Genomic DNA, 25,642 nt, shown 5'->3' with positions numbered 1-25,642 from the left:
TCACACGGTTGCGCCTGACTCGGCACACTGTCCAGCCTTGATCCTCCGTTCGGGCGGTCAACAACGGACGCTCATCCAGAATGACACGACTCTCCACGCCCCGACATGGCACGGTCCGTGGCTGCCGGACCGTGCATGTCACTGGAACGTGCCGCCTCACTGGACTGTGCTGCCGTACCGGACCGTGCTGCCTCAGTGCTGGGTGGACTCGGGCCTCTTCGCCGCCAGGCGGGCGACCCTGGCGGCGAAGAGGCCGGCGCCGAAGCCATTGTCGATGTTGCAGACGACAATTCCCGGCGCGCACGAGGTGAGCATGCCGAGCAGGGCGGAGAGCCCACCGAAGCTGGCCCCGTATCCCACGCTGGTCGGCACCGCGACCAGCGGAGTGCCGACCAGGCCGCCGATGACGCTGGGCAGCGCGCCTTCCATGCCCGCCACCACGACCAGGCAGTCGGCGCGCTCCAGCGCCGGGCGCGCGGCGAGCACCCGGTGCAGCCCGGCCACCCCGACATCACGCACCATCTCGACCCCGGCTCCCGCGGCGGCGGCGGTCATCGCGGCCTCCTCGGCGACGGGGGCGTCCGAGGTGCCGGCGGCGACCACCACGACCAGTCCACGAGGCTCGGGCAGCGGACCGACGACCACCGTCGCCGGACGTCGATCGCCCGTGAGCGGGTTGCCCGTGAGCTGGTTCGTGGTCGGCGGCTCGGCACCGGAAGTGACCTGGGCATCCGGCCAGCGTTCGCGTAGGGCCGCGACCGTGACGTGATCCGCGCGGGTCACCAGGGTGGGCCGGGTGACGCCCGAGGCCCGACGCAGCGCCTCGACGATGCCGACGGTCTCCGCCGCGGTCTTGCCGGCCCCGAAGACCACTTCAGGATCACCGGTGCGGATCCCTCGGTGGGTGTCGACGCGGGCGTAGCCGAGATCGCGGAAGCCCGAGCCGTCGGCACCCAGCGGGCCGGCAGCCAGCTCGGCCGCCGCGGCCTCGGGGTCGACCTGTCCGGTGGAGACGGCCTTCAGCAGGTTCCGCAGACTTTCGGGGTCCATACGGCTGATGCTGCCACCGGCGCCGAGATCGATGCCGCCGAAGATCAGTGAGCCAATAGGAACAAAAGGGGCAAAATGTCACTTGGTAATCGGCAAGAAGGGAGGATTGGGGTTGCTGCAACAGCCAAAATCCTCACTTCTTGCTCAGCAGCAGCAGCAGCGGCGGCAGCAGCAGCGGCGGCAGCGGCAGCGGCAGCGGCAGCGGCTGTCCGAGGCTCGGGGATCGTGCTCCGTGCTCCAGGACGACGAGCATCCTCAGCCCTTCGAGCCCGAGCGTGGGTGATCATTCGAGTCCATGCGGTCAGGGGCGCCGCGGGCGCGAGTCCACGAGGGAACGAGACTCAGCGGTAGAGAGTCCATACCGCGTGGTCGGCGCCCGAGCGCAGGCTGTCGAGCCGGACCGCGAACTGGGCCGCGGCGCTCGGGCGGCTGGCGAGCATCGGGACCACGCTCGTGACGAGCTTCAGCTCCCGCACCGCCCGCAGCGCAGGGAATCCGTCCCAGGCGGTCACGTCGAAGCCGTAGGCGCGGGCGAGCTCCGCCGAGGCGGCGGGCGGGCGACCGAACCGCAGCGGGCCCAGCGCCACCGGCACCAGGTCCCACTCGGCCGGCCCGTGGCAGGTCGCGTCGAAGTCGCAGATCAGGATTTCGCCGGCGGCCGAGTGGATCAGATTGCCCAGGTGCGCGTCCCCGTGGATGACGGACCGCGGTAACTCGTACCTGACGGCACCGAGCGCCTCCTCGACCCGGCTGACGAGGCCTTCGAGGAACGTCCGGTCCCGGGGTACGAGACCCTCCGCGTCGTCCAGTCGCCGGCGGACGTCGTCCAGCGGATCCCAGGCCGGCAGCGGCGGCTCGGGCGGCTCCAGCGCGTGCAGGCGGCGCAGGATCGTGGCCAGCGCGTGGGCGGAGCGCACCGCACCCGGATCGGCATCGCCCGGATCGGCATCGCCCGGATCGGCATCGCCCGGATCGGCATCGCCCGGATCGGCGTCGCCCGGATCGGCATCGCCCGGATCGGCATCGCCCGGATCGGCGTCGCCCGCGCCGGCGTCGCACCAGATCGTGGCCACGTAGTCGTCCACCCGGACCGGTGCGGGCACGCCGGGCAGCAGCCGCACGGCGGGCATCCCGTGGTCGGCCAGCCAGCGCGCGACCTGGACGACCTTCTCGACCCGGTGATGCATCGCCCTGGAGGTGGCGATCCGCACGATCGCCCCCGCGTGCGGCAACCGGTAGACCGCGTTGACGGTCAGCTTGATCGGTTCGGCGTCACGGTCATCGATCCCGACGCTGGCGCAGACGCGGTGTAGCGCCTGTCGGGAGCGCGCCGCGGTGAAGCGACCATCGGACCGCTCCGGACGCTGCATCGGTGCCGCGGGCGTGGTGGGGTCAGATGTCCGCGATGGGGTTAGGCGTCCGGTGTGGGCGCTGCGGGGACCACACCGGGCTCCGCCCGTTGCCTGGCCGCCGAACGCTGCCAGTCCCGGATCAGGGCGGCCAGCTCCCGTACCTGGCGCACCTCGCCGTGTGGGGCGGTGGCCGCCAGCAGCTGATCCGCCCGGCTGGAGACCGAGGCGACCGTGCGACCCCAGGAGATCCGGATCGCCTCGGTCGCGAGCTCGCAGACGCCGTCGAGCTCCAGCCTGCCCTGGCGGGCCAGCGCCAGCGCCAGGTCGAACCGGATGACCGAGCGGAAGCCGGGGGCGTCCATGCTGTCCAGGCTGGGCAGCGCGATATCGGCGTGTTCCTGGGCCGCGCGCGGCCGCCCGAGCAGGCAGAGCGCCGTCGTCGCGTTGTAGGAGACCTCCACCGGGTGGAAGGTGTCGAAGCTGGGCCCGGGGCGGCCCCAGCGCTCCGCCGGGATCGTGTCCGCGAGGTCGTAGGCCTGCTCCAGACTGGCCGCGGCGCCGCGCAGGTCGCCCATGGCCGCGAGCGCACGCGCCTCCTGGCAGACCAGGCGGGCCCGCACCGGCCCGGGCCCGACGTGGCGCAGGCCGTCCCGGGCCAGGCGCAGCGCCTCGTTCGGACGCCCCCCGTAGAACTCGTTCACGGCACCGACCTCACGGGAGGAGCCGCACAGCGGGCCGTCGCCGGCCTCGACACCGGCCAGGTAGCCCTCGCTGGCGAGGGCGCGAGCGGATGCGACGTCGCCCTGTTTGAAGGCGGCGTCGGCGCCCAGCACCGCGACCCGGCCGGCGAGCACGAGCAGCTGGTTGGAGTCCTCCGTCGCCATCGAGCGCCGGCCGAGGCGTTCCAGACCGCGCCGCAGCCGGGCTGTCCGGGCCCGAACGTGGGCGGGCGGTACGACCTCGTGGGTGTCCATGAGCTCGCCCAGGGCGTCGTTCGCGCGCTCGAGGGCGAGCTGTACCGGGCTGGTCGCGAGCACGTCCGCCACCTCCATGATCGGGCTCTGGGTCAGGAGCGCGCTCACGATGGCCGCGCCCGCGCCCAGGTGAAGCTGTCTGCGGTCCGGGTTGGTGCCGTCGCCCGCACGTAGGCCGGCGGCGAGATCCTTGGGGGCCTGGCGGCCGGGGGGCTGGGCCGGGTAGTCCTCGGGCCTGTCGTCGGGGGGAGTTCGGGCCGGGGGAATGAAGATCTCGTCGTGTGCCGGCGCTGCCGGCGGCGGGGGTCCGTCCGACTGCGGCATGACCTCGTCCTTCCTGTGTGCCACGAGGCGCCTTCGTGACCTTGCTCCGTCAAGCTAGGTGACAGAAACGGCCGCCCGCCGGCTCACCGATGGACGGCCACCGGGTAGACCACGTTGATCGCCTGCTCGCGTCGCCGCGCTGTTGCTGGCGGCCGCTCCCGTGCCGTTGCTGACGCCCGTGCGGACGCCATCGCCGGACGGCGGGTGCGAGTGTCGCGTGCACGGCTCGATGCTACGGGTCGCAGGTGTCCGACAGTGACGGGCTTGTGTCACAGCAATGTGGCCTGTCGGGGGTTGTGTCAATGGTGTTGAAACGGAGTTTTCGGGTGATCTCCTGGTGATCCCCTACCCGCTCCGAGCCGTTCACCCTCTGCGGCATATGTAACGTTTGACCAGGTCGTTGGTCTCTATATCGCCGGTCTGCGGGAGGTAAAACTCCCGATTCGAGGGTGGATGGGTTGGATGGATGTGGGTCGTCCGGGGATGCCGCCGCGGCGGGCCCGGTCCCGGTCCGGCGGCCGGGCGAGGCGAGCTGCACATGTGGCGCCGTTGCCCGCGATCGGGGGAGCCGGGTCGGTAGCCTCAGTCCCGTGGTCGTCGAACTGTCCGCGCGGTGCGTCCGGGGGCCCCGTGGTCGCTGATTCGGCGAGTCTCGCTGGTGGCGACGCGCTGGTGGCGCCACGGCGTGTGCTGCCAACGAGTGACGTCGAGCTGGCGCGTGAGCTTGAGGGCCTCGCGCATCGGGCGTGGCCGCCGCTGCGGGAACGGAACTTCGCGGGCTGGGTTCTGCGCGAGTCCGCCGGTTCGTCGCGCAGGGGAAACTCGGTGTGGGCCCGCGGCGATGTTCCCGACCTCGCGGATGGTCTTCGTGTGGTCCGATCCTTCTATGAGGCTGCGGGCCTGCCGGCGACGTTCCAGGTAACCCCGGTCGCTCGCCCCGCCGGCCTGCTGGACGCGCTCGACGACGCCGGCTACGACGACGCCGGGCCCACCGATGTCTGCGTCGCACCGCTCACCGGCCTGCTCGTGACCAGGCCCGAGCCGGCGGGTGCCCGCCTCGAGATCACCTACGGCGATCTTCCCGACGCGAGATGGATCGCGGTGGCCGGCCAGGTGCTCACGACCTTCGCCGCGCAGCTCACCGGCTCACTCGCCGTGCTGACGGCGATGAAGCTGCCGCAGCGCTACCTCACGCTGCTCCTTGACGGCAACCCGGTCGGCGTCGGGCGCGGCGTGCTCGACCGCGGCTGGCTGGGCATCTACAGCATGGCGACGCTGCCCGTCGCGCGGGGCCTCGGCGTCGCGGGGCGAGTGCTCGCGGAGCTCGCACTCTGGGCTCGCGAGGGCGGAGCCGACCAGGCCTACCTGCAGGTCGAGCGGGACAGCGCCGATGCCCGGGGGCTCTACGCCCGGCGCGGCTTCCGCCCGGTCTACGAGTACAGCTACCGGCGGCTGCCCGTACCGGCGGCGGCCGGGCACGGCGTCGGATCAGCCGTCGGCTCCGGCACTGGATCAGGTGCTGGCTCGGCTGCTGGATCGGGTGGCGAAGCATGAGCGAGCCACTCACGGAACTGTTCGCCGCCGGCGCGCCGACCCGGGTGATGGGCATCGTCAACGTCACGCCTGACTCCTTCTCGGACGGTGGGGCCTACCCGGACCCCATCGACGCGGTGCGTGCCGGCCAGCTCATGGTCGAGCAGGGCGCCGATCTCGTGGACGTCGGCGGCGAGTCGACCCGCCCGGGCGCGCCCCGGGTGGTCGCCAGCGAGGAGCTGCGGCGGGTACTTCCAGTGGTCGCCACGCTGGCGGCCGCCGGTGTTCCGGTGAGCATCGACACGAGCCGGGCATCGGTGGCGGCCGCCGCCGTGGACTCCGGCGCGGTGCTGGTGAACGACGTCTCCTGCGGGACGAACGCCGAGCTGCTGCGCATCGTCGCGGACCGGGGCGTGCACTACGTCCTCATGCACTCGCGCGGGTCCAGCGCGCAGATGGGCGAGCTCGCCGTCTACGACGATGTCGTCGCCGACGTGGCGAGCGAGCTCGCCGCCCGGCTGGAGGTCGTGCTGGCCGCCGGCATCGCCGAGGACAAGGTGATCATCGATCCCGGCATCGGGTTCGCCAAGACCGCGGCCCACAACTGGGCACTGCTTGCGGATCTCGGACCGCTGGCCGCGCTCGGCCGGCCCCTGCTGGTCGGCACCTCCCGCAAGACCTTCCTCGGCGCGGTGCTGGGCGAGCCGGGTGAACCGATGCGCCCGCCGGTGGAACGTGACGACGCCACCCAGGCCACGACCGTCCTGCTGGCCGCCGCGGGAGTCTGGGCGGTGCGGGTGCACGCGGTCCGGCCCGCGGTGGACGGCATTCGGGTGGAACGGGCATGGCGTCGCGCCGCTGCCGCTGCCGCTGCCGCTGCGGCGGCGGCAGCGAATGTCGGACGACCGGCGGCGCCGTTCCATTGAGCCTTGTCCATCGTCGGTTCCGAGCCGCGGCAACAGCGCCCGACAAACGTGAGACGGAAAAGGCTCATTGAGCCTTCCGTCTTCAACGAGGACTGTGGGGGTCACGATGACGGGTCAGCCACCGGGCGGGGCAGCCGGCGGGCCGCCGGGGCGCGACCGCTCCGGCGGCGGCGCCCACCACGACCGGATCACGCTGACCGGTCTGCGGGTGCACGGCCGCCACGGGGTGCTCCCCGCGGAACGCGAGCTCGGGCAGTTCTTCGTCATCGACGCCACCCTCTGGCTGGACACCGGGCCGGCGGCGGCAACCGACGATCTCTCGCTGACAGTGCACTACGGCGAGCTGGCCGAGGCGTTGGCCGGCATCGTCGCGGGTGAGCCGGTCGACCTGCTGGAGACCCTGGCGCACCGGCTGGTCCGGGCCTGCCTGGCCGAGCCGCTGGTCAGCGCGGCCGAGGTCACCGTGCACAAGCCCGCGGCACCGATCTCGGTTCCCTTCGCGGACGTCGCGGTGACCGTCGCGCGCTCCCGGAACGACCAGGAACTGCGCGACCAGGAACTGCGCGACCGAGAGCTGCACGCCCAGGAGGGCAGGCGGGCCCAGAAGCACACACACGGGCACGCGGTGGTGGCGATCGGTTCCAACGTCGGTGACCGGCTCGGCTTCCTGCGCGGCGCGGTGCGGGAGCTCGACGCCAGGCTCGGTGTGCTCGCGGTGTCACCCGTGTACGAGACCGACCCGGTCGGTGGCCCCGAGCAGGACGACTACCTCAACGCGGTCGTGCTGGTCGCGGCCGCACCGCCCGGGGAGCTGCTCGCGGCGGCGCGGGCCGCCGAACAGGCCGCCGCCCGGGAGCGCACCGTCCGCTGGGGGCCGCGGACCCTCGACGTGGACATCATCGCCTGCGGCGACCTCCGCAGCGACGACCCCGACATCCTGCTGCCGCACCCGCGTGCGCAGGAACGCCTGTTCGTCTGCGTTCCCTGGCTGGACGTCGACCCGGGCGCCACCCTGGTCGGGCACGGCCGGGTGGCCGATCTCGTGGCGGCGCTGCGCGCGGTTCCCGGCGCCGTCGCGCCCCGACGCACACCCCACGACCTGCTCACACCCCACGACCTTCCTGGACCGGAGCGGTGAGGCCGACCCGGGTGTGGGACCTGCTCTCGGTCGCGGTCGTCGTCGGCGCGGCGGTCTACCTGCTGTTGTGGTGGCGCTACCAGTCGCTGCCGCAGATCCCGCCGACAACGTCGCTGTCCGTCCTGCTGGTCGGGTTGATTGAGCTGCAGACCGCGTCGCTGACGAAACGGCGCCTCGCCGGGCGCCCGGGGACCCGCCCGATCCTGCCGCTGACCGTCGCCCGGCTCGCGGCCCTGGCCAAGGCGACCTCGGTCGTCGCCGCGGCGCTGATCGGCGGCTGGACGGCACTGCTCGCCTACACCGCCCCGCGCACGGGTGACTTCGGAACGGCCGGCGGGGACGCTCTCGCCGCGGGGCTCGGCCTGGCGGCCACGGCCGTTCTCCTGGCTGGCGGGCTCGTCCTCGAACGTGCCTGCCGGATCCGTGACCGCTGACATCAGGCTACCCTTTGGTCGGGTGTGCCCTCGTTGGTCATGATGGCTCGTTGACCATGACATCTCGTTGGTCATGGTGCCTCGTTGGTCATGGTGTGTAGCCGGAGATGCGGCTTCTCCGAGGGCGGCGCCCCTGAACGGAAGGGGACGGGCGTGGTCGCTCAGGGCCAGGACACGTTCTCCGGGCGCGGCGACACCGCCGGCGGTCCTGGCGATGGGGCCGGCCAGCCGGTTGGTGTGGGGCGCCCGCGCCAGGCCGGATCGCGCCTGGTCAGCTTCGGCAACCTCCGGACAGCTCCGGTCAGGGAGCCCCCGGGCGGCGCGCGCCCGGCGCGGGGGGCTTCGATCCGGCCGAGCTGGTCACCGAACCGGCGCCGGGTGCCTACCACCCAGGCCAGGACGAGGACGAGCCCACCGTGCGGCCGGGCTCCACTCCGAGGCCCGGTCCCACTCCGAGACCTGGTCCTGCTCCGAGGCCCGGTCCCACTCCGAGACCTGGTCCTGTTCCGAGGCCCGGTCCCACTCCGAGACCTGGTCCTGTTCCGAGGCCCGGTCCCACTCCGAGACCTGGTCCTGCTCCGCGGCCCGGTCCCACTCCGAGACCTGGTCCCACTCCGCGGCCCGGTCCTGCTCCCCGGCCCGGACCTGCCGGGCCAGCGCAGGGGCCGGCCCGAGCGGCGGGGCTGGAAAGCGTCAGCACCACCGGCTACCAGGATCGTGTGGCCGATCAGCGGCATCCGGGGTGGCCGCACCCTGGCGAGCCGGAACGGCCCCGGCCCCGCCGACCCGTCGTGGACCAGCCACGTCCCATGGACCTCGATCGTCCCGTGGACCGGCCTCGTCCCGCGGCTCGGGTCCGACCCGGGCGGGCACTGACCGTTTTCAAGGCCGTGCTGGTCTGTGTGGTGCTCGTGGTCGGTGTTTCGATCGGTCGGGCGCTGGCTCAGCCCGGGGACCAGGGCGTCCCCTCCCGGCTGGCCGACTGGGCTCGTGACAACCATCTCTCCGTCGTGGTGGACCAGGTCAAAGAGCTTCGTTGACCAGCTGGGACCCTCCAGTAGCGGCTGCGGTTACCGTCATCAGGGTGTCCCCGTCGACAGGCCGGGTTTCGGGCCCGCCCGGAGCGCTGGCCGCCTGGCTACGCGAACTGCCGGACGAGGCCCTGGTCTGGCTGTTCAGGCTTCGGCCGGATCTTGCCACGCCCCCGCCGCCGGACTTCGACATTCTCGCTGCCCGGCTGGAGATCCGTGGCAGCGTGAGCCGTGCGCTGGAACGGATGGACACGTTCACGCTCGAGGTCGTCGAGGCGCTGACGGTGCTGCCCAGCCCGGTGTCCTACCGTGCTCTGACCGAGTTCTGCGGCGGCCTCGACCTGCGGGCGACGATCGACAACCTGCGGGAACGCGCCGTCGTGTGGGGCCCGGACGAGGCGATCCGGCTGGTCGGGGTGGCCGTGGACCTGCTCGGCGGGCGGCCGCTCGGGCTGGGCCACCCGGCGCGTAGGTGCCTGGCCGCCTACCGGCTGCCGCAGCTCGCGCGGCTCGCCAGCGCGGTCGGCCTGCCCGAGGCGGTCTCGGCCGGTGCGAACGGCCGGAACCTGGGGCAGTCCGTGGAACAGAGCAGGCGAGACGCCCTGATCGAAATGATCTCTGCGGTCCTCGCTGATCCCGCTCGGGTGTCCGCGCTGCTCGACCAGTGCTCCCCGCGGGCCCGCCACGTCGCCGAGCGGCTGGCGGGCGGCCCTGCGCTCGGCGCCACGAACGACGCCGAGCGTGTGCTCGACGTCGGCGCCGCCCGCACCCCGGTCGAGGAGCTGCTGGCCCGCGGGCTGATCGTCGGTATCGAGCCCGGCACCGTCGAGCTTCCCAGGGAGGTCGGCCTGCTGCTGCGCGGGGACCGGCCCGCGGGGGAGCTGCATCCGGCTCCGCCCGAGGTGGGTGGCCGGGCCGTGAGCGCGGACTCCGTCGACCCGTCCGCGGCGCTGGCCGCCGACGCCCTGGTGCGTGCCGTGACGACCCTGCTGACAGCCTGGGGAAGCACACCGGTGACCCCGCTGCGCTCGGGTGGTCTCAGTGTCCGCGACCTGCGCAACAGCGCGAGGCTGATGGATCTCCCGGAGCCGCACGCGGCGGTCGTCATCGAGACGGCGGCCGCCGCCGGCCTGGTGGACGCCACGCCCGGAACCGACGTCCAGTTCGTACCGACGAACACCTACGACCGGTGGTGCACCGAGCCGGTCGCGATGCGCTGGGCCATCCTGGCCGACGGCTGGCTGCGTTCGCCGTCGGCGTCCTGGCTGGTGGGCGGGCGCGACGACCGCGGCCGCCAGTACGCGGCGATGTCGTTCGACACCCGGCGCCCCGGTGTCGCCGAGCTGCGCGCCGAGGTGCTGCGCGCCATCCTCGCGGCACCGGACGGGATCGCGCCGACCGCCGAGGCGGTGCGCGCACGGCTCGGCTGGCATTCGCCGCGCCGGACCGGCGCACTGTTCGACGGCGTGGTCGACGGGACACTCGTCGAGGCGGAGCTGTTCGGGTTCACCGGCCGCGGTGCGCCGAGCACGCTCGGGCGGCTGGTCGCGACCCGCGACGCCACCCAGGACGACCTCAGCCACCTGCTCGCGGACGCGATGGCACCGCTGCTGCCGGAGCCGGTGGAGGAGCTGCTCATCCAGGCGGATCTGACCGCCGTCGCGCCCGGTCCGCTGGTCCCCCGGGTGGCGGCCGAGCTGGCCCGGATGGCCGATATCGAGTCGGCGGGCGCGGCGACCGTCTACCGCTTCACCGAGAGCTCGCTGCGCCGGGCGCTGGATGCCGGAAGCTCCGCGGAGGACCTGCACGACCTGCTCGGCCAGCTCGCCCGCGGTGGCGTCCCGCAGACGCTGACCTACCTCATCGACGACACGGCCCGCCGGCATGGGCGGCTGCGTTCCGGGCCGGCGGCGTCCTACCTGCGCTGCGACGACACGGCGCTGCTCACCGAGGTGGTCGCGTCGCGCCACACCCAGGCACTGGCGATGCGCCGGGTGGCACCGACGATCGTCATCTCCGCCCTGCCGGTGGCCGAGCTGCTGGACGGGCTGCGCGCGGCTGGCTTCGCCCCGGTCGCCGAGGGGCCGGACGGGCGGATCGTGCTGCCCCGCCCCGAAATCCACCGGACGCCGGCCCGCATCCGGGTCGCCACCGCCGGGCCGACCGGGAACCGGGTCAACCAGCTGCGCGACGTCGTCCGGCTGGTGCGGCGCGGTGACGAGAGCGCGCGGGCCGCCCAGGCGGCGCGGGAGCTGGCCGGTGAGGAGCTCGCGTCGGTCCGCTCCGCTCCGCTCATCCTGGTGACGCTGCAGGGTGCGGCGCGCGATGGCCGGCGTGTCCTGCTCGGGTACGTCGACCAGCAGGGAACGCCCAGCGACCGGATCGTACGTCCGTCGTCGCTCGACGGCGGCTGGCTGACCGCCTGGGACGAACGCAGCGCCGCCCCCGCCGCTTCGCACTGCACCGGATCACCCGGGTCGCGGACCTCGACGGCTCGTTCGAAGAACCTCCGCGGCCACCGGCGCCGGAGACCGGCGATTGGGTGGTTCCTTCGGTCGCCGATGCCGCCGCCGCCGACGGCGACGAGCCGGCCTGAGCCTCCGGACCGGACGGACCGGATCGGACTGGACTGGACTGGACTGGACTGGACCGGATCGGAACTGGCGCCGCGGGCGGGCAGGGCGTGGGTGTTGGTTGCCGCTGGTTGTACCGTCGAGTGCGGCGGATGTGACAACAGCGGAAGGCGGTGGCGGGCTTTGCCGGATGGGCCCCTGATCGTCCAGTCGGACAAGACCCTGCTCCTGGAGGTTGATCACCCGCTCGCCGGGCGGGCCCGTGCGTCGATCGCGCCTTTCGCCGAGCTGGAACGTTCCCCCGAGCACGTGCACACCTACCGGGTGACGCCGCTCGCCCTGTGGAACGCCCGCGCGGCCGGCCATGACGCGGAGCAGGTGGTGGACGCCCTCGTCCGCTACTCGCGCTATGCCGTCCCGAACGCGGTGCTTGTCGACATCGCCGACACGATGGACCGCTACGGCCGGCTCCGCCTGGAGAAGGACCCGGTGCACGGCCTGGTGCTGCGGGCGTTGGACCGCGCGGTCCTGACCGAGGTCACCAGGGCGAAGCGGGTCGCGCCCATGCTCGGCGCGCGCATCGACGACGACACGGTTGTGGTCCATCCGTCCGAACGCGGCCGGCTCAAGCAGGCCCTGCTGAAGGTCGGCTGGCCCGCCGAGGACCTCGCCGGGTATGTCGACGGCGAGAAGCACCCCATCGAGCTGCGCCAGGACGGCTGGGAGCTGCGCGAATACCAGAAGGGCGCGGTCGCCGGCTTCTGGGAGGGCGGCTCGGGCGTCGTGGTGCTGCCCAGCGGCGCCGGCAAGACGGTCGTCGGCGCCGCCGCGATGGCCCAGGTCGGCGCGACCACGCTGATCCTGGTCACCAACACCGTCGCGGGCCGGCAGTGGCGTAACGAGTTGCTGCGGCGGACGTCCCTGACCGAGGACGAGATCGGCGAGTACTCCGGTGAGCGCAAGGAGATCCGGCCGGTCACCATCGCCACCTACCAGGTGATGACGGCCCGCCGGAAGGGCGAGTACCTGCACCTGGAACTGTTCGGGGCGCGCGACTGGGGTCTCATCGTGTACGACGAGGTCCATCTGCTGCCCGCGCCGGTGTTCCGGATGACGGCCGACATCCAGTCGCGCCGCAGGCTGGGGCTCACCGCGACCCTCATCCGTGAGGACGGCCGGGAGGGCGACGTGTTCTCCCTGATCGGGCCGAAGCGCTACGACGCGCCGTGGCGCGAGATCGAGGCCCAGGGCTGGATCGCGCCCGCGGAGTGCACGGAGGTCCGGGTCACGCTCACCGACGACGAGCGGATGACCTACGCGGTCGCCGAGCCGGAGGAGCGGTACCGAATGTGCTCCACCGCGCACAGCAAGAGCGCGGTGGTGCGCCGGCTCGCCGAACGGCACGCGGGCGATCGCGTCCTGATCATCGGCGCCTACCTGGACCAGCTCGACGAGCTCGGGCGCCTGCTCGACGCGCCGGTCATCCAGGGCTCCACCCGCAACAAGGAGCGCGAGCGTCTCTTCGAGGCCTTCCGCACCGGCGAGATCACGACTCTGGTGGTCTCCAAAGTGGCCAACGTGTCGATCGACCTTCCCGAAGCCGGGGTGGCGATCCAGGTCAGCGGCACCTTCGGCTCCCGGCAGGAGGAGGCCCAGCGGCTCGGCCGGGTGCTCCGCCCGAAGTCGGACGGCCGGTCGGCGCACTTCTACACCGTGGTCTCACGGGACACCCTCGACCAGGAGTACGCGGCGCACCGCCAGCGCTTCCTGGCCGAGCAGGGCTATGCCTACACGATCGTCGACGCGGACGACATCGCCTGAGGGCCGGGCTGTCTCCGCGCCGCCCGCCGGGTCAGCTGTCCGGTGGACTCAGCTGCCCGGCGGCCCGGTCTTTTGACGGCCCGGTCTTCCGGCGACCCAGTCTCCGGTGGCTCAGTCCTCCGGCGGATCGATGAGCGCTGCCGGTGTGACCGTGACCGGGAACGGCCGGGTGGCGACCAGCCTGTCGTCACCGCGCACGACACCGGCCGGGACGTAGTCGGCCCCGACCAGCTCGAAGGCCTCGATGGTCGCCGAGTCGGGGTCAACCAGCCAGCACACCGGGATCCGGAACTCGCGGTAGAGGTCGAGCTTCAGGGTTCGGTCGTAGCGGCGGGTGCTCGCGTCGGCGATCTCGACCACCGCGAACGGTGTCTCGGTGATCCGCCGCCGTGCCGGGTCGCCGACCGCGACGACGGCGATGTCCGGCACCAGCAGGCACCGCGGGGACAGCTCCACCTGGACGCTGGTGAACACCTGCGCGCCGGAGGTCGCCGTGTCGGTGAGAAGGGTCCTGAGCCGGTCCGTCACCCGTGCGCGCAGCGGCGTCGGCCACGGCCGTGCAACCAGGAGCCCGTCCAGGATCTCGACCCGCGCGGCATCGTGGACGATCTTGTCGAGGTCGGCGACGGTGACCGGCGGCGACGGCAGCACGAGACCTGGGCGATGGGCTCGTAGCGGAGCGGGAGCTTGTACCACGCTTTTCATCGTGCCTGTTGCTCCGTCCACTGTCGAAGTCTTACGGTCGCGACCCGCGGACGCCGATCTTACTACCGTTCGGTAACTTGATGACAGGCTGTTCAAAGGAATGCGAAAGGGGCGGCCCGGCCGAAGCCGGAACCGCCCCCTTTGCTCGTCAGAGCGCGGGAACTGGACTCAGAAGTCCATCTCGCCGCCGCCGCCCGGCAGGGCCGGGGCCGGGTTCTTCTCCGGCTTGTCGGCGATGACGGCCTCGGTGGTGAGGAAGAGGCCGGCGATCGACGCGGCGTTCTGCAGCGCCGAGCGGGTGACCTTCGCCGGGTCGATGATGCCGGTGGCGACCATGTCGACGTACTCGCCGGTGGCCGCGTTCAGGCCGTGGCCGGTCGGGAGGTTGCGCACCTTCTCGACCACGACGCCGCCCTCGAGACCGCTGTTGAAGGCGATCTGCTTGATGGGCGCCTCGAGCGCGAGCCGGACGATGTTCGCCCCGGTCGCCTCGTCACCGGTGAGCTCGAGCTTCTCGAAGGCGCTGGTGGACGCCTGCAGGAGCGCGACGCCACCGCCGGCGACGATGCCCTCCTCGACCGCGGCCTTCGCGTTCGAGACGGCGTCCTCGATGCGGTGCTTCTTCTCCTTGAGCTCGACCTCGGTGGCCGCGCCGACCTTGATGACCGCGACACCGCCGGCGAGCTTCGCCAGGCGCTCCTGCAGCTTCTCGCGGTCGTAGTCCGAGTCGGACTTCTCGATCTCGTTGCGGATCTGGTTGACCCGGCCCGCGATCTGGTCCGCGTCACCAGCACCCTCGACGATGGTGGTCTCGTCCTTGGTGATGACGACCTTGCGGGCGCGGCCCAGCAGGTCGATGGTGGTGCCCTCGAGCTTGAGGCCGACGTCCTCGGAGATGACCTGGCCGCCGGTGAGCACGGCGATGTCGGTCAGCATGGCCTTGCGGCGGTCACCGAAGCCGGGGGCCTTCACCGCGGTGCTCTTGAAGGTGCCGCGGATCTTGTTGACGACCAGGGTGGCCAGGGCCTCGCCCTCGACGTCCTCGGAGATGATCGCCAGCGGCTTGCCGGCCTGCATGACCTTCTCCAGGATCGGGAGGAGGTCCTTGACCGCCGAGATCTTGCTGTTGGCGATGAGGATGTACGGGTCGTCGAGGACAGCTTCCATGCGGTCGGTGTCCGTGACGAAGTACGGCGAGATGTAGCCCTTGTCGAAGCGCATGCCCTCGGTGAGCTCGAGCTCCAGGCCGAAGGTGTTGCTCTCCTCGACGGTGATGACGCCTTCCTTGCCGACCTTGTCCATCGCCTCGGCGATCATGCTGCCGATGGCCGGGTCACCGGCGGAGATGGAGGCGGTGGAGGCGATCTGCTCCTTGGTCTCAACGTCCTTGGCGACGCTGATGAGCTCCTCGGAGACGCGCTCGACGGCGGCCTCGATGCCCTTCTTCAGGCCCATCGGGTTCGCGCCGGCGGCGACGTTGCGCAGACCCTCGCGGACGAGAGCCTGGGCCAGGATCGTCGCGGTGGTGGTGCCGTCACCCGCGACGTCGTTGGTCTTCTTCGCTACTTCCTTGACGAGTTCCGCGCCGATCTTCTCGTACGGGTCCTCGAGCTCGATCTCCTTGGCGATGCTGACGCCGTCGTTGGTGATCGTGGGGACGCCCCACTTCTTCTCCAGGACAACGTTGCGACCCTTGGGGCCGAGCGTGACCTTGACAGCGTCGGCCAGCTGGTTCATGCCGCGCTCCAGGCCGCGCCGTGCCTCCTCGTCGAAGGCAATGATCTTCGGCATGGTGTCTGGGTCCTCCCAGGGGGATGGCAGTTCGATGGCCTGGCCACAACGACGCCCGCGACGGACGGCCCGACCCGGCTCCCCGCCTGAACGGGAGGACGACCAGGAAGCCTCGTCGTTTCAGCCTTTGGCACTCCCGTGGGGAGAGTGCCAGGTCCTGTTTAGCACTCGCCATGGGAGAGTGCAAGCGCGTGCCCGTCCGCGGACCGGCGTGGCGCACCAGGAGCGCGGGCCTTCCGTGCGCTGGGATCCGGGCGGGAACCCGGTGTGGCTCAAGGTGGAACCCGGGATGAACACTACTGATCAACGGAGATCCGCCGACATCGGGGCGATCTTTGCGGCTCGGGCGCGCCGACCCTCGAGTGCGACGCCGCAACCCACCCTTGAGACGTCATCCGCCGGGTGGGCGGCGTCCGGTGGGCGGCGTCCGGTGGGCGGTGTCTTCCGGGCGCTAACCAGTGGGAGGTATCCGGCGCGGTCAGCCGCAGGCCGTCCGTCCCGGCAGGACGACGCGAACCGACACCTTCGGTTCGTTCTCGCCGGATCGCGGGTGCCGGCCGGCGTCGCCGACACGGCGTAGGTGGTCGGCAAGCCGTAGCCGCGGGCGGCGCGGTTTCCGGATGGTCCCGCTGGCGCGTCCGCGTCCAGGGTCGAGCGGTCCTGCGGGTTCGCGCCCATGTGCATGAGGACGACCCCCCGCCCACGGGTGTGGACCCGGGCGTGAGGTCGCGGGCCGGGTAGGTCGTACGACCCCCGCTGTCGCCGTACCCGTGGCTGTGCCGAACCCGCGCCACTCCGGCTCTCGGTACAGAACTGGTCCGGACTCAGCCGAGGGTTACCACGAACCGCAGCTGTGCTTCGTTCGCCTGCCGGATCTTCTCCAGATCGGCGCTGTGTTCAGAGATGAGCCCCCGCTGAATCTCTGACTCCACCCCGGACCAGGCACCGACCAGGTTCGCCTGTTTCTTGCATGCGACGTCGCTCTTTGCCACCGTGATCTCGGTAGGGGAGAGCGCACCCGCGAAGCGGGGGTCGGCGGGGGGACCGAACGGGTCGGCGTAGTTGAATCCCGCGATCCTCATGCACTCCGACCATCGCCTGGTCACAGCCTGAACTCGCGCGTCGTCCCGCGAGCGCCAGAAGCCTTCTCTGGACAGGCGCTGCGGTAGGTAGGCATCGGTCACGGCGGGTGTCCGGGCATCGAGGGCGCGTTGAGCCTCGCCCGCGCATCCGCCGACGGGAACCGGGATTCCGCTCACCGTCGTCGCACCGCGGCCGCTCAGCACAGCCTGTTCCGGACGATCGGCGCCGGTTGGCGTATCAGTGGGTCTGACCGGATGGGTTCTCGGGTCGCGGTCTCCCAGCCGGTAGCCGTCGACTGCGACTGCTTCCGGGTCAGTGACGCCGTAGCGACGTTCGTTCAACGTCCGCAGTCCCACCGAGCTGGCTGAGGGCGGCTGATAGTCGAGACCGAAGCGTCTCATGCACTGGCCGATCAGCAGGGCGCGCGCCCGACCGATCTGGGCAAGCTGATCGAAAGACAGCAGGTAGGAGTCCAGCGGGAGAGTCAGATTCGCGCTCGACTCCGCCGCTGGAGATGACGAAGGGTGCTGCGGGTCGTGCGTGTCGGCCGCCTGCCCGGTGCAGGCAGCGGCGGTGAGGACGAGCAGAGCGGTCAGGGCTCCCGCAAACCGAGATCGGTTCCTGCCACGACGACCGTCAGACGGCGACATTTCCATCTCGTTTACTCCAAGATCACTGCGCGGGTGGTCCTCCGACCTGGGCGGGCGTGGAGCCGCGGGGCCCGCGGAAGGCGTGGCCGCGCACCCTTCGACTCCACTCACCGCATTCGAACGGAGGACCAACCGGCGGAGCTGACAACGGCTCAGGAGATCCAGTACTCCGACTCGACCCGGTTCCTGAGGGTGCCGAGGTCACCGGTTCCGCTGTTCGGGGCAATGGTCGTGGTAGGCCCGGTGAAACCAGGGTTGTCGCAGAGGACGGCCGAGTAGATGCTGTCGGTGTTCCGGGTCGACTCGAAGTTGTTCCCGACCGTCTGGCCCTTGCCCACGTCGTCGGTGAGGAAGACGTTGTCGTTGAGGTTGGAATCCTGGTCCCAGAGGTCGAGCATGCTTCCGGTGCTGTTGACGAAATACCACATGCAGAGCTCGCCGGTGCCGTCGGAAAACGTCTGGCAAATGCCGTTGGGCCGGGGCGCGACGACAGACTGCGTGGTGCCGCCCTTGTGCGCGGGACTCGTGCTTCCGGTGCTGGCCGAAGCCGGTCCGGCCCCGGCAAGCACCGCGACCGCCCCGCTCAGGACGAGTGCGCCAAGGCTGATCCTCGATCGGTTCATGATGTTCCACTCCTTCTTGTTCCGACCGCTGTCGCGGTCGTCGGCAATGCGGCACGCTTCACGGTCGAGCCGCTGCTTCCAGTGGTAGCGCCCGTTTCCAGTGCGCATTAGAAAGTCTGCCTGGCGGAGAGTGGAACGGCGATCGTGCCGGCATGTGTCTGCGGGATCGTGTCCACACCACAATCATCGGTGGTGTGCGCATGACATGGCCCGGGTGCCGGGTCAAAGCCGGTCAGTCAGGCCAGTGTGGCACGGTTCCGGATTCTCGTCGAGGCGATCCGGCCGCTTGTCAATCCGTTTGCCGTCGAACCCCGGGTCGGGTACCTGACAGGGGTCGCTTCCGGGTTCCGCACTATCCATCGGTGGGCGAAATCAATTCGACCGCCGGTCGTTCCAGGACCGATTTCCGCCGAAGAAGACCGCGTAGGAGGCGGCCATTTCCGGCGGAACGCCTCGCGGCGTGACCGCCGCCAGCCCGTCGGCGCCTCTTCTTTCAGCCCTGGTCGGAGAGGTAGAGCAGAACCGCCCTGACGCGTCGGTGCACCTCGCCAACCTCGGTGAGGGCGAGCTTGGCGAAGATCGAGTTGATGTGCCGTTCGACGGCTCGGACGGTCACGACGAGCCGCGCGGCGATCGCGGTATTGCTTGCGCCGGTGGCCATTTCGGCGAGCACCTCGCGCTCGCGAGGTGTGAGCGCGTGTATCGCCCCGTTGGCCTGACGGGTCCGCGCGACGATCATCGCTTCGACGACGCGTGGATCAATCACCGAGCCCCCGCCCGCGACGGCACGGACCGCGTCCGCCAGCTGCCCGGGCTGGGCGACTCGTTCCTTGAGCAGATAAGAAAGCCCCGCGACACCGTCGGAAAGCAGCGCGGTGGCGTGCCTCGGGTCGTCGTACTGGCTCAGTACCACCACGCCGATGCCCGGCGACCGGTGCCGCAGTGTCAATGCGGCCCGGATCCCCTCGTCGGTGTTCGTCGGGGGCATGCAGATGTCGGTGACGACCACGTCCGGCGCGAGTTCCGCCGCGGCGAGGAGCAGCCCGTCGTGATCATCGGCAAGACCGACGACAGTGAGGTCGGCTTGTTCCTCGAGAAGCGTGCGCGCACCTTCACGGATCAGCAGACTGTCGTCTGCGATCACGATTCGTATACTCACAGATCCATAACGTACGCCGAGCAGCTGATCAGCTGGGGGATTCGCGCATGAGACGTGCCCGCGGTCGGGCGAGTCCGTGGGGCCGGGCGTGAACCTGCCGATACGGCCGGAACCGGCCGCCGGACCAGCGGACTTTCAGATAGATAGTGCGCTTTTGCTCAGGCTGGAGCACGCTGCGGCCGGGATCGTCGCCGAGCCCCGTCCCGCCGACGACATGTTCAGGCTCCTGCTTGAACAGGTCGGCGGGGCTCTGGGCTTGCCGGTTGGTTCGGTCTGGACGGCGGCAGGGCACCCGACATCCACCAATGCCGGGCCCGTTCTGCGCTGTGCGTCGACCTGGTATCTCCCCGGGCGGGAAAATCTGGCGGGGTTCGGCGCGGCAATCCGCGGACCTGTCCTCGAGCCGGATGTCGGACTGCCTGGCCGGGTATGGCGATCCGGGCGCCCGGAATGGGCGAGTGACCTGCGGGAGGAACCCGCGTGTCCGCAGGCGGAAGTGGCCGCCCAGGCCGGACTGACCTCCGGTTTCTGCTTTCCTCTCGTCAGCCGGGACGGAATCGAGGGGCTGGTGGAGTTCCTCGCCAATGAGGTACCCGAACCTGCGCCCGAACTACTCGCGACCCTGTCGAGCGTCGGACGCCGGATGGGTGACGCCCTGCGTCGGCAGCGTGTCGACGAGGAGGTTCGCCGCAGTGAGGCCCGGCTACGGGCGGTGCTGGACGCTGCGCTGGACTGCGTTGTCATTGCGGACGTGGACGGGCAGGTGCTGGAGTTCAATCCCGCGGCGTGTCGTACGTTCGGGTACACGCGGGAGGAGGCGATCGGGCGAGAACTCGCGGAACTCATCGTTCCGGTCGACATGCGCGCGCGGCACCGGGCGGGGCTGCGGCGGTACCTGCGCACCGAGCAGGCTCGTGTGCTGGACCAGCGAGTCGAGATCATCGGCATGCGTGCGGGTGGCAGCGTCTTCCCCGTCGAGCTGACGATCACGCGCGTCGGACGCGACGGTCGCCCGCTGTTCGCCGGTTACCTGCGGGATCTCAGCGAGCGGCACCGTGCCGACGAGGAGCTGCGGGCCACCCGGCGAAGGGTTGTCGAGGCTGCGGTGGCCGAACGGCAGCGGCTCGAACGGGACCTCCACGACGGGGCGCAGCAGCGACTGGTCGCGCTGGGCATGACTCTGGCCCGGGCGCGGACCGCACTGCCTGGCGATCCCTCGCATGCCGCCACGATGTTGGACCAGGCGATCCGGAACCTCGACGAAGCAGCGCTCGATCTGCGCAACCTGGCCCGAGGTATCCACCCGCGCAACCTGACCCACCACGGCCTCGCCGCGGCCTTGGCGGACCTCGCGCGGCACTCCCCAGTGGATCTGCGGTTGGGCATGGTGCCCGTGGTTCGGTTTCCAGCCGTCGTCGAGTCCACCGTCTATTTCGTGGTCAGCGAGTGTCTGACGAACGTCGCCCGCTACGCGGGTACACAAATGGCCCGGGTCGACGTGGCCGTCGAGGACTATCTTGCGGAAACTGGCACGCACCGCGCCCTTGCGGTCGCGATCGCCGATGACGGTGTGGGAGGCGCGGATCCGGCTCGTGGCACGGGCCTGCGCGGGCTCGCCGACCGGCTGGTGATGTTTGACGGGCGGCTGGAAATAATCAGCCCCGTCGGCGGCGGCACGTGTGTCCGCGCCTGGATCCCACTGCCGCGGGATGGTTCCCTGCCGCCGGCCACACCAGGTGATCTATCCCAGTAAAAACTGGAGATCGCGCCGAAAACGCCGCGAGCGGATGAGTCCCGGATGCTCGCGGGCCGTCGCGCGAGGGCGTGGCCCGGGTGTGTCCGGATCGCCGCAGTCCTGGCAGGCGATAGTTGCGGCGATCCGGCGTGCGACGAAGGGGACCACTAGTCGTCGCCGAGGCCGGCGGCCTCGAAGGCGGACAGCGAGGGCCGGATCGTCGCGGTCGGGCCGCCGGTGGGCACCAGCGGGTCGAGGGTCTTGAGGCCGTCGCCGGTGTTGTAGATGACGGTCTCGACGTCCGGGTCGAGGCGGCCTTCGTCCAGCAGGCGGCGCAGGCAGGCGACGGTGACGCCGCCGGCGGTCTCGCCGAAGATGCCCTCGGTGCGGGCGAGCAGGCGGATGCCGTCGACGATCTGCTCGTCGGTGACGTCCGTGATCGCGCCGCCGGTGCGGCGGGCGACGTCGAGGGCGTACGGGCCATCCGCCGGGTTGCCGATCGACAGTGACTTGGCGATGGTGGACGGCTTCACCGGGGACACCGTGTCGACGCCGCGGGCGAACGCGGAGGCGACCGGGTTGCAGCCGGCGGCCTGGGCGCCGAAGACCTTGTACGGGGTGGGCTCGACCAGGCCGAGCTTGCCCAGCTCACCGAAGGCCTTGTCGACCTTGGTGAGCAGCGACCCGGACGCGATCGGGACGACGACCTGGCCGGGGAGCCGCCAGCCGAGCTGCTCGGCGACCTCGTACCCGAGGGTCTTCGAGCCCTCGGCGTAGAACGGCCGCACGTTGACGTTGACGAACGCCCACTCGTACTCGCCGGCGAGCTCGCTGCACAGCCGGTTCACATCGTCGTAGTTGCCCTGGATGGCGACGAGCGTGCCGCCGTAGACCGCGGTCGACACGGTCTTGCCGGCCTCCAGGTCGTGCGGGACGAGCACGATCGAGCGCAGCCCGGCGGATGCCGCGTGGGCGGCCACCGACTGGGCGAGGTTGCCGGTGGACGCGCAGGCCACGGTGGTGAAACCGAGGTCACGGGCGGCGGTGAGGGCGACCGAGACGACCCGGTCCTTGAACGAGTGAGTCGGGTTGGCGCTGTCGTCCTTCACCCACAGGGTGCGCATGCCCAGCTCGGCGGCCAGCCGCGGCGCGGGCCGCAGCGGCGTCCAGCCGGCCCCCAGCGAGACCCGCCGCTCGGCGACGTGCCCGGCGGGCAGCAGCCCCACGTAGCGCCACAGGTTCTGCGGGCCGGCCTCGATCGACTCGCGGGTGACCCGGCGCAGCCGGTCCTCGTCGTAGGAGATCTCGAGTGGCGCAAAACACTCGACACAGACGTGCGTCGGGCCCAGCGGATAGGTGGCTCCGCAGTGGCGACAGGACAGCGAAACAGCGGGGTTCGCGGTATCCGGGCTCGGGAGAGTGGCGCGCTCGGGCGCGAGAGTCATGCGTGAACTCCTCATCTTTCCCGGGCGCCGGCTGCGTCCCGGGTCGGAATTAGCACCTGCCGCGCAGGATCGCGTCGGTGGTTGCCGGGGCTTCGCTGGGCCGTTCCCTCTGCCCCTCTGGATGAGCCAGATGAAGTTGTCTGTCCGTACTGTAGTCCGCGTGTGGGCGGGTGTGCACCGTAGTTTGTGGGGTCGGACGGGCGTCACGAACCGAGGGAGACGTAAGCGTGCCTGTACGGATCGTCTATACCGATCTTGACGGAACGATGGTCGGCCCGCGTGGATGCTTCTTCCGTTCCGAAGACGGGGCCAGCACCCTGGAGCCGGCCCGCGCGCTGGTGGACCTGCATGAGGCCGGCGTCGCGCTGGTCCTGGTCTCGGGGCGGACGCGGCCGCAGCTCGTGGAGGCCGCCGGGATCTTCGGCGCGGACGGGTTCATCGGGGAGCTCGGCGCCATCGTCGGGTGGACCAGCGGAACCTGGCTCGACAGCGAGATCCTGCGCGGGGCCATGCCGGATTCCTACGCGCAGGTGCCGGAGAGCCTGCTCGACGAGCTGATCCGGCTCCACCCCGGTCGCCTCGAGCTGCATTCGCCCTGGCACGCGGGCCGGGAGATCGACGTCATGCTGCGCGGCAAGATCAACGTCACCGAGGTGGACGAATGGCTCGCCGAAACCGGTTTCGGCTGGCTGAGCATGCGTGACAACGGGCTGGTCTCGCCGGCGAACATGCCCGACCTCGGTGAGGTACCTCACGTCTATCACCTGGTGCCGGACGGTGTCAGCAAGGGCGAGGCGGTGGCCTACGACCTGAAGCGGCGCGGGATCGACCCGGCCGACGCCATCGCCATCGGTGACTCGGCCAGTGATCTGGAGATGGCTCGTTCGGTGGGCCGGATGCACCTGGTGGCCAACGCGGTGCGCCATCCCGACATCGCCGAGCTGCTCACCACGCACGACAACGTGGTGGTCGAGTCGGACGCGGTCGGGCTGGGCTGGGCGAGCGCCGTCCGCAGCGCCATCGACGGCCGGTAACGGCCGGTGACGAACCTGACACCCCCGTGCGGGGGTGTCAGGGCAGCCCGATAGCCCCGCCGTGCGGGGATGACACCCCGACGGGGCGCTCGATGTCCTACGCTCCGCTGTGTGCGTCACATGCCGGGCATCGGGGAGCTCGCGGCGCAGGCCGGTGCCGGCTCGTTCCAGGCCGACCTGCTGGTCGCGTCGAACCGGGGTCCGGTCTCCTTCGCGGTTGGGGATGACGGCCTGCTGGTCCCTCGGCGCGGTGGCGGCGGCCTGGTCAGCGGCCTCGCCCAGGTCGTGCAGGACGCGCCCGAGGACGGCGGCGAGCTGCTGTGGGTCTGCACCGCGCTCAGCGAGGCCGACCGCCGGGCCGCCCGCTCGGCGCCGGGCGGCCGCATCGACCAGGCCGGCTACGACACCGGCGGTGCCTCGGTCCGCATGCTCGACCTGGACCGGGTGCTGTTCGACCGCGCCTACAACGCGGTCGCCAACCGGACGCTCTGGTTCGTCCTGCACCTGTTGCACTCGCCGTCGACGGAACCGAGCTTCGGGGCGTCGTTCCGGCAGGACTGGGCAGCCTATGAGGACTACAACGCCGCCTTTGCCGAGGCGCTCGCCGAGCAGGCCGCGCCGGGGGCGTGCGTCCTGGTCCAGGACTATCACCTGACGCTGGTGCCGGCGCTGCTGCGCGCGATCCGGCCGGATGTGCGCATCGCCCACTTCAGCCACACACCCTGGTCGCCGCCGCAGTACTTCCGGATGCTGCCCGACTCGGTGGCGGCGGCCATCCTGAAGGGCATGCTCGGAGCAGACCGGCTCGGTTTCCTCGCCCCCGCCTGGGCGGAGGCCTTCCGGGAGTGCTGCGCCGAGATCCTGGGCGCCACGGTCGAGGGCGATGCGGTCTCGGCCGGCGGGCGCACGGTGCGGACGAGCCTCTACCCGCTCGGCGTGGACGCCGCCGAGCTGCGGGACCGCGCCACCCGGCCGGATGTGCAGGCCCGGGTGGCTGAGCTGCGTGAGCTGGCCGGTGGCTGCCGGCTGGTGGTGCGGGTCGACCGCACCGAGCTGTCGAAGAACATCGTCCGCGGGCTGGACGCCTACCGCGAGCTGCTGCGCACACATCCGGAATGGCATGGGCGGGTGATGCATCTGGTCTGCGCGTACCCGTCGCGGCACGATCTGCCCGAGTACCGCGAGTACACCGCGGCCGTGCAGCGCATCGCGGCGGAGATCGAGGCCGAGTTCGGCACCGAGAGCTGGCTGCCCGTGCACCTGGAGATCAGCGATGACTTCCCGCGCTCGCTGGCCGCGATGAGCCTGGCGGACGTCCTGGTGGTCAACCCCATCCGGGACGGGATGAACCTCGTCGCGAAGGAGGGGATGGTGGTCTCCACAGAGAACGCCGTTCTCATCCTCTCCCGGGAGGCCGGCGCCTGTTCGCAGATGTCCGCCGACGCCCTGGTGGTGAACCCGTTCGACGTCACCGCCACCGCGGAGGCGATGCACACCGCGCTGACCATGGACCCGGCGCAACGGTGCGCCCGGACCGGGCGGCTCGCCGCGATCGCCGCGCAGCTGCCGCCGCGCGCGTGGTTCCGGGCGCAGCTCGACGAGATCGCCGACTAGCGCGGCTCCTGGCCCCGCTGTGGCCGCTGGCCCCGCCGTGGCCTCTGGCGTCTCAGGGCCGTGGCCTCTGGCGCCTCAGGCCGCCGCTGCTGCCGGGGCAAGATCCAAGGCCGCGTAGTTAAGTGATCTCGGTTGCTGTCAAGGGTGTTGAGGTCAGGGTGTAGGTCGCTCGGTCGGTCTTGTGGAGGAGCCCCTGGCGGGCCCACTGCGACATCCGGGTGCGGAAGCTGTTGATGTTCGTGACGTGGAGGATCCGGGCGATGTCCCTGCTGTGCCAGGCGCGGTGAGGATCGCCGCGCAGGAGGTCCAGGACGTCGGTCGCGGTGGGTGCCGGGCGGTGGGATGGCTGGTCCGGTGCTGTCGGGTCGGTGTCCGGTGGTGGCACGGCGGGCCGGGTGAGCGCCGGGGTGGTGTCCGGTTGCGGTGGCTGGCCGCGGGTGTGGCGGGGTGGCTGGGGGTGGATCTCGGTGGTCACGGTCGCGATGCTGGTGGTGACCAGTGGCCGGTCGTCTCCGGCGGGCCGGGCGTGGTAGCGGGAGAGGGGGGACGTTGGACCTTGCGGGTGCTGTAACGGGCTCGCCGGGCCGGGAGGGGGTGGGCCGAGCACGGCCCGGCCGATGATCCCGGTCAGGTCGACCCGGCCGTCA

At 71.2% G+C, this 25,642-nt stretch carries 18 protein-coding genes, 2 pseudogenes and 1 riboswitch; of the genes and pseudogenes, 10 read left to right on the top strand and 10 right to left on the bottom strand.

The window, feature by feature from the left end; all coding sequences use genetic code 11:
* Positions 1-192 precede the first annotated feature (192 nt).
* The 3 genes from larB to FREUN1FDRAFT_RS23190 form a co-directional block, all read right to left on the bottom strand.
* On the bottom strand, positions 193-1,050 hold the full coding sequence (larB, locus tag FREUN1FDRAFT_RS23205; protein WP_006542656.1) for a nickel pincer cofactor biosynthesis protein LarB: 858 nt from the start codon (positions 1,048-1,050) through the stop codon (positions 193-195).
* Positions 1,051-1,391: 341 nt separating this feature from the next.
* On the bottom strand, positions 1,392-2,420 hold the full coding sequence (locus FREUN1FDRAFT_RS23195) for an aminoglycoside phosphotransferase family protein (protein WP_006542654.1): 1,029 nt from the start codon (positions 2,418-2,420) through the stop codon (positions 1,392-1,394).
* Positions 2,421-2,461: 41 nt separating this feature from the next.
* A complete protein-coding gene (locus FREUN1FDRAFT_RS23190; RefSeq protein ID WP_006542653.1) occupies positions 2,462-3,700 on the bottom strand; it encodes a hypothetical protein in 1,239 nt (412 codons plus the stop codon).
* 630 nt (positions 3,701-4,330) lie between these two features.
* Between FREUN1FDRAFT_RS23190 and FREUN1FDRAFT_RS23185 the strand changes: the two genes are divergently transcribed.
* From FREUN1FDRAFT_RS23185 to FREUN1FDRAFT_RS23150, 7 genes and pseudogenes are all read left to right on the top strand, one after another.
* On the top strand, positions 4,331-5,254 hold the full coding sequence (locus FREUN1FDRAFT_RS23185; protein WP_006542652.1) for a GNAT family N-acetyltransferase: 924 nt from the start codon (positions 4,331-4,333) through the stop codon (positions 5,252-5,254).
* Entirely contained in the window at positions 5,251-6,159 is a 909-nt protein-coding gene (gene folP / locus FREUN1FDRAFT_RS23180) for a dihydropteroate synthase (protein ID WP_006542651.1), read from the top strand. Before FREUN1FDRAFT_RS23185 ends, folP begins: the two co-directional genes overlap by 4 nt.
* A gap of 106 nt (positions 6,160-6,265) precedes the next feature.
* The gene (folK, locus tag FREUN1FDRAFT_RS23175; protein ID WP_006542650.1) at positions 6,266-7,297 is read left to right on the top strand and encodes a 2-amino-4-hydroxy-6-hydroxymethyldihydropteridine diphosphokinase; all 1,032 of its coding nucleotides are present in this window, start codon (positions 6,266-6,268) and stop codon (positions 7,295-7,297) included.
* Positions 7,294-7,731 carry a DUF3180 domain-containing protein gene (locus FREUN1FDRAFT_RS23170; protein WP_035953157.1) on the top strand — a complete coding sequence of 146 codons (438 nt, stop codon included), beginning with the start codon at positions 7,294-7,296 and terminating at the stop codon, positions 7,729-7,731. The genes folK and FREUN1FDRAFT_RS23170 overlap by 4 nt, the downstream gene beginning before the upstream one ends.
* An 809-nt stretch (positions 7,732-8,540) precedes the next feature.
* On the top strand, positions 8,541-8,771 hold the full coding sequence (locus FREUN1FDRAFT_RS23160) for a hypothetical protein (protein WP_006542648.1): 231 nt from the start codon (positions 8,541-8,543) through the stop codon (positions 8,769-8,771).
* A 38-nt stretch (positions 8,772-8,809) separates the two neighbouring features.
* A pseudogene (locus FREUN1FDRAFT_RS23155) lies at positions 8,810-11,358 on the top strand (helicase-associated domain-containing protein).
* A gap of 160 nt (positions 11,359-11,518) precedes the next feature.
* The gene (locus FREUN1FDRAFT_RS23150) at positions 11,519-13,156 is read left to right on the top strand and encodes a DNA repair helicase XPB (RefSeq protein WP_035953165.1); all 1,638 of its coding nucleotides are present in this window, start codon (positions 11,519-11,521) and stop codon (positions 13,154-13,156) included.
* Positions 13,157-13,267: 111 nt separating this feature from the next.
* Here FREUN1FDRAFT_RS23150 and FREUN1FDRAFT_RS23145 read toward each other — a convergent pair whose 3' ends face one another.
* The 5 genes from FREUN1FDRAFT_RS23145 to FREUN1FDRAFT_RS23125 all read right to left on the bottom strand — a co-directional run bounded on the left by FREUN1FDRAFT_RS23145 (position 13,268) and on the right by FREUN1FDRAFT_RS23125 (position 19,167).
* Positions 13,268-13,861 (bottom strand): Uma2 family endonuclease, encoded by a 594-nt coding sequence (locus FREUN1FDRAFT_RS23145; protein ID WP_006542646.1) that lies wholly within the window; start codon positions 13,859-13,861, stop codon positions 13,268-13,270.
* 168 nt (positions 13,862-14,029) lie between these two features.
* Positions 14,030-15,652, bottom strand: a complete 1,623-nt coding sequence (groL, locus tag FREUN1FDRAFT_RS23140; protein ID WP_006542645.1) for a chaperonin GroEL — start codon at positions 15,650-15,652, stop codon at positions 14,030-14,032.
* Between the two features lie 824 nt (positions 15,653-16,476).
* Positions 16,477-16,734, bottom strand: a complete 258-nt coding sequence (locus FREUN1FDRAFT_RS44150; protein ID WP_157475212.1) for a hypothetical protein — start codon at positions 16,732-16,734, stop codon at positions 16,477-16,479.
* Between the two features lie 803 nt (positions 16,735-17,537).
* Positions 17,538-18,008 carry a peptidase inhibitor family I36 protein gene (locus FREUN1FDRAFT_RS23130; RefSeq protein ID WP_157475210.1) on the bottom strand — a complete coding sequence of 157 codons (471 nt, stop codon included), beginning with the start codon at positions 18,006-18,008 and terminating at the stop codon, positions 17,538-17,540.
* 493 nt (positions 18,009-18,501) lie between these two features.
* On the bottom strand, positions 18,502-19,167 hold the full coding sequence (locus tag FREUN1FDRAFT_RS23125) for a response regulator transcription factor (protein ID WP_035953151.1): 666 nt from the start codon (positions 19,165-19,167) through the stop codon (positions 18,502-18,504).
* Positions 19,168-19,321: 154 nt separating this feature from the next.
* Here FREUN1FDRAFT_RS23125 and FREUN1FDRAFT_RS40045 point away from each other — a divergent pair, with 154 nt between their 5' ends.
* Positions 19,322-20,920 (top strand): PAS domain S-box protein, encoded by a 1,599-nt coding sequence (locus FREUN1FDRAFT_RS40045; protein WP_083828786.1) that lies wholly within the window; start codon positions 19,322-19,324, stop codon positions 20,918-20,920.
* Positions 20,921-21,069: 149 nt separating this feature from the next.
* Here the strand turns inward: FREUN1FDRAFT_RS40045 and thrC are convergent, their stop codons facing one another.
* Complete coding sequence (gene thrC, locus FREUN1FDRAFT_RS23115; RefSeq protein WP_006542640.1) at positions 21,070-22,347, bottom strand: threonine synthase; 1,278 nt, start codon at positions 22,345-22,347, stop codon at positions 21,070-21,072.
* A gap of 8 nt (positions 22,348-22,355) precedes the next feature.
* A riboswitch (SAM riboswitch) is annotated at positions 22,356-22,475 on the bottom strand.
* Between the two features lie 99 nt (positions 22,476-22,574).
* Between thrC and FREUN1FDRAFT_RS23110 the strand changes: the two genes are divergently transcribed.
* Together FREUN1FDRAFT_RS23110 and FREUN1FDRAFT_RS23105 are read left to right on the top strand one after the other, a co-directional pair.
* A complete protein-coding gene (locus tag FREUN1FDRAFT_RS23110) occupies positions 22,575-23,381 on the top strand; it encodes an HAD family hydrolase (RefSeq protein ID WP_006542639.1) in 807 nt (268 codons plus the stop codon).
* Between the two features lie 120 nt (positions 23,382-23,501).
* The gene (locus tag FREUN1FDRAFT_RS23105; protein WP_006542638.1) at positions 23,502-24,995 is read left to right on the top strand and encodes a trehalose-6-phosphate synthase; all 1,494 of its coding nucleotides are present in this window, start codon (positions 23,502-23,504) and stop codon (positions 24,993-24,995) included.
* 118 nt (positions 24,996-25,113) lie between these two features.
* Here the strand turns inward: FREUN1FDRAFT_RS23105 and FREUN1FDRAFT_RS23100 are convergent.
* A pseudogene (locus FREUN1FDRAFT_RS23100) lies at positions 25,114-25,642 on the bottom strand (hypothetical protein); the annotation flags it as partial.

Source organism: Parafrankia sp. EUN1f (genome assembly GCF_000177675.1).
Taxonomy (GTDB): domain Bacteria; phylum Actinomycetota; class Actinomycetes; order Frankiales; family Frankiaceae; genus Parafrankia.
Note: the sequence above shows the minus strand (reverse complement) of the source record. Positions and strands in the feature narration are given on the sequence as shown.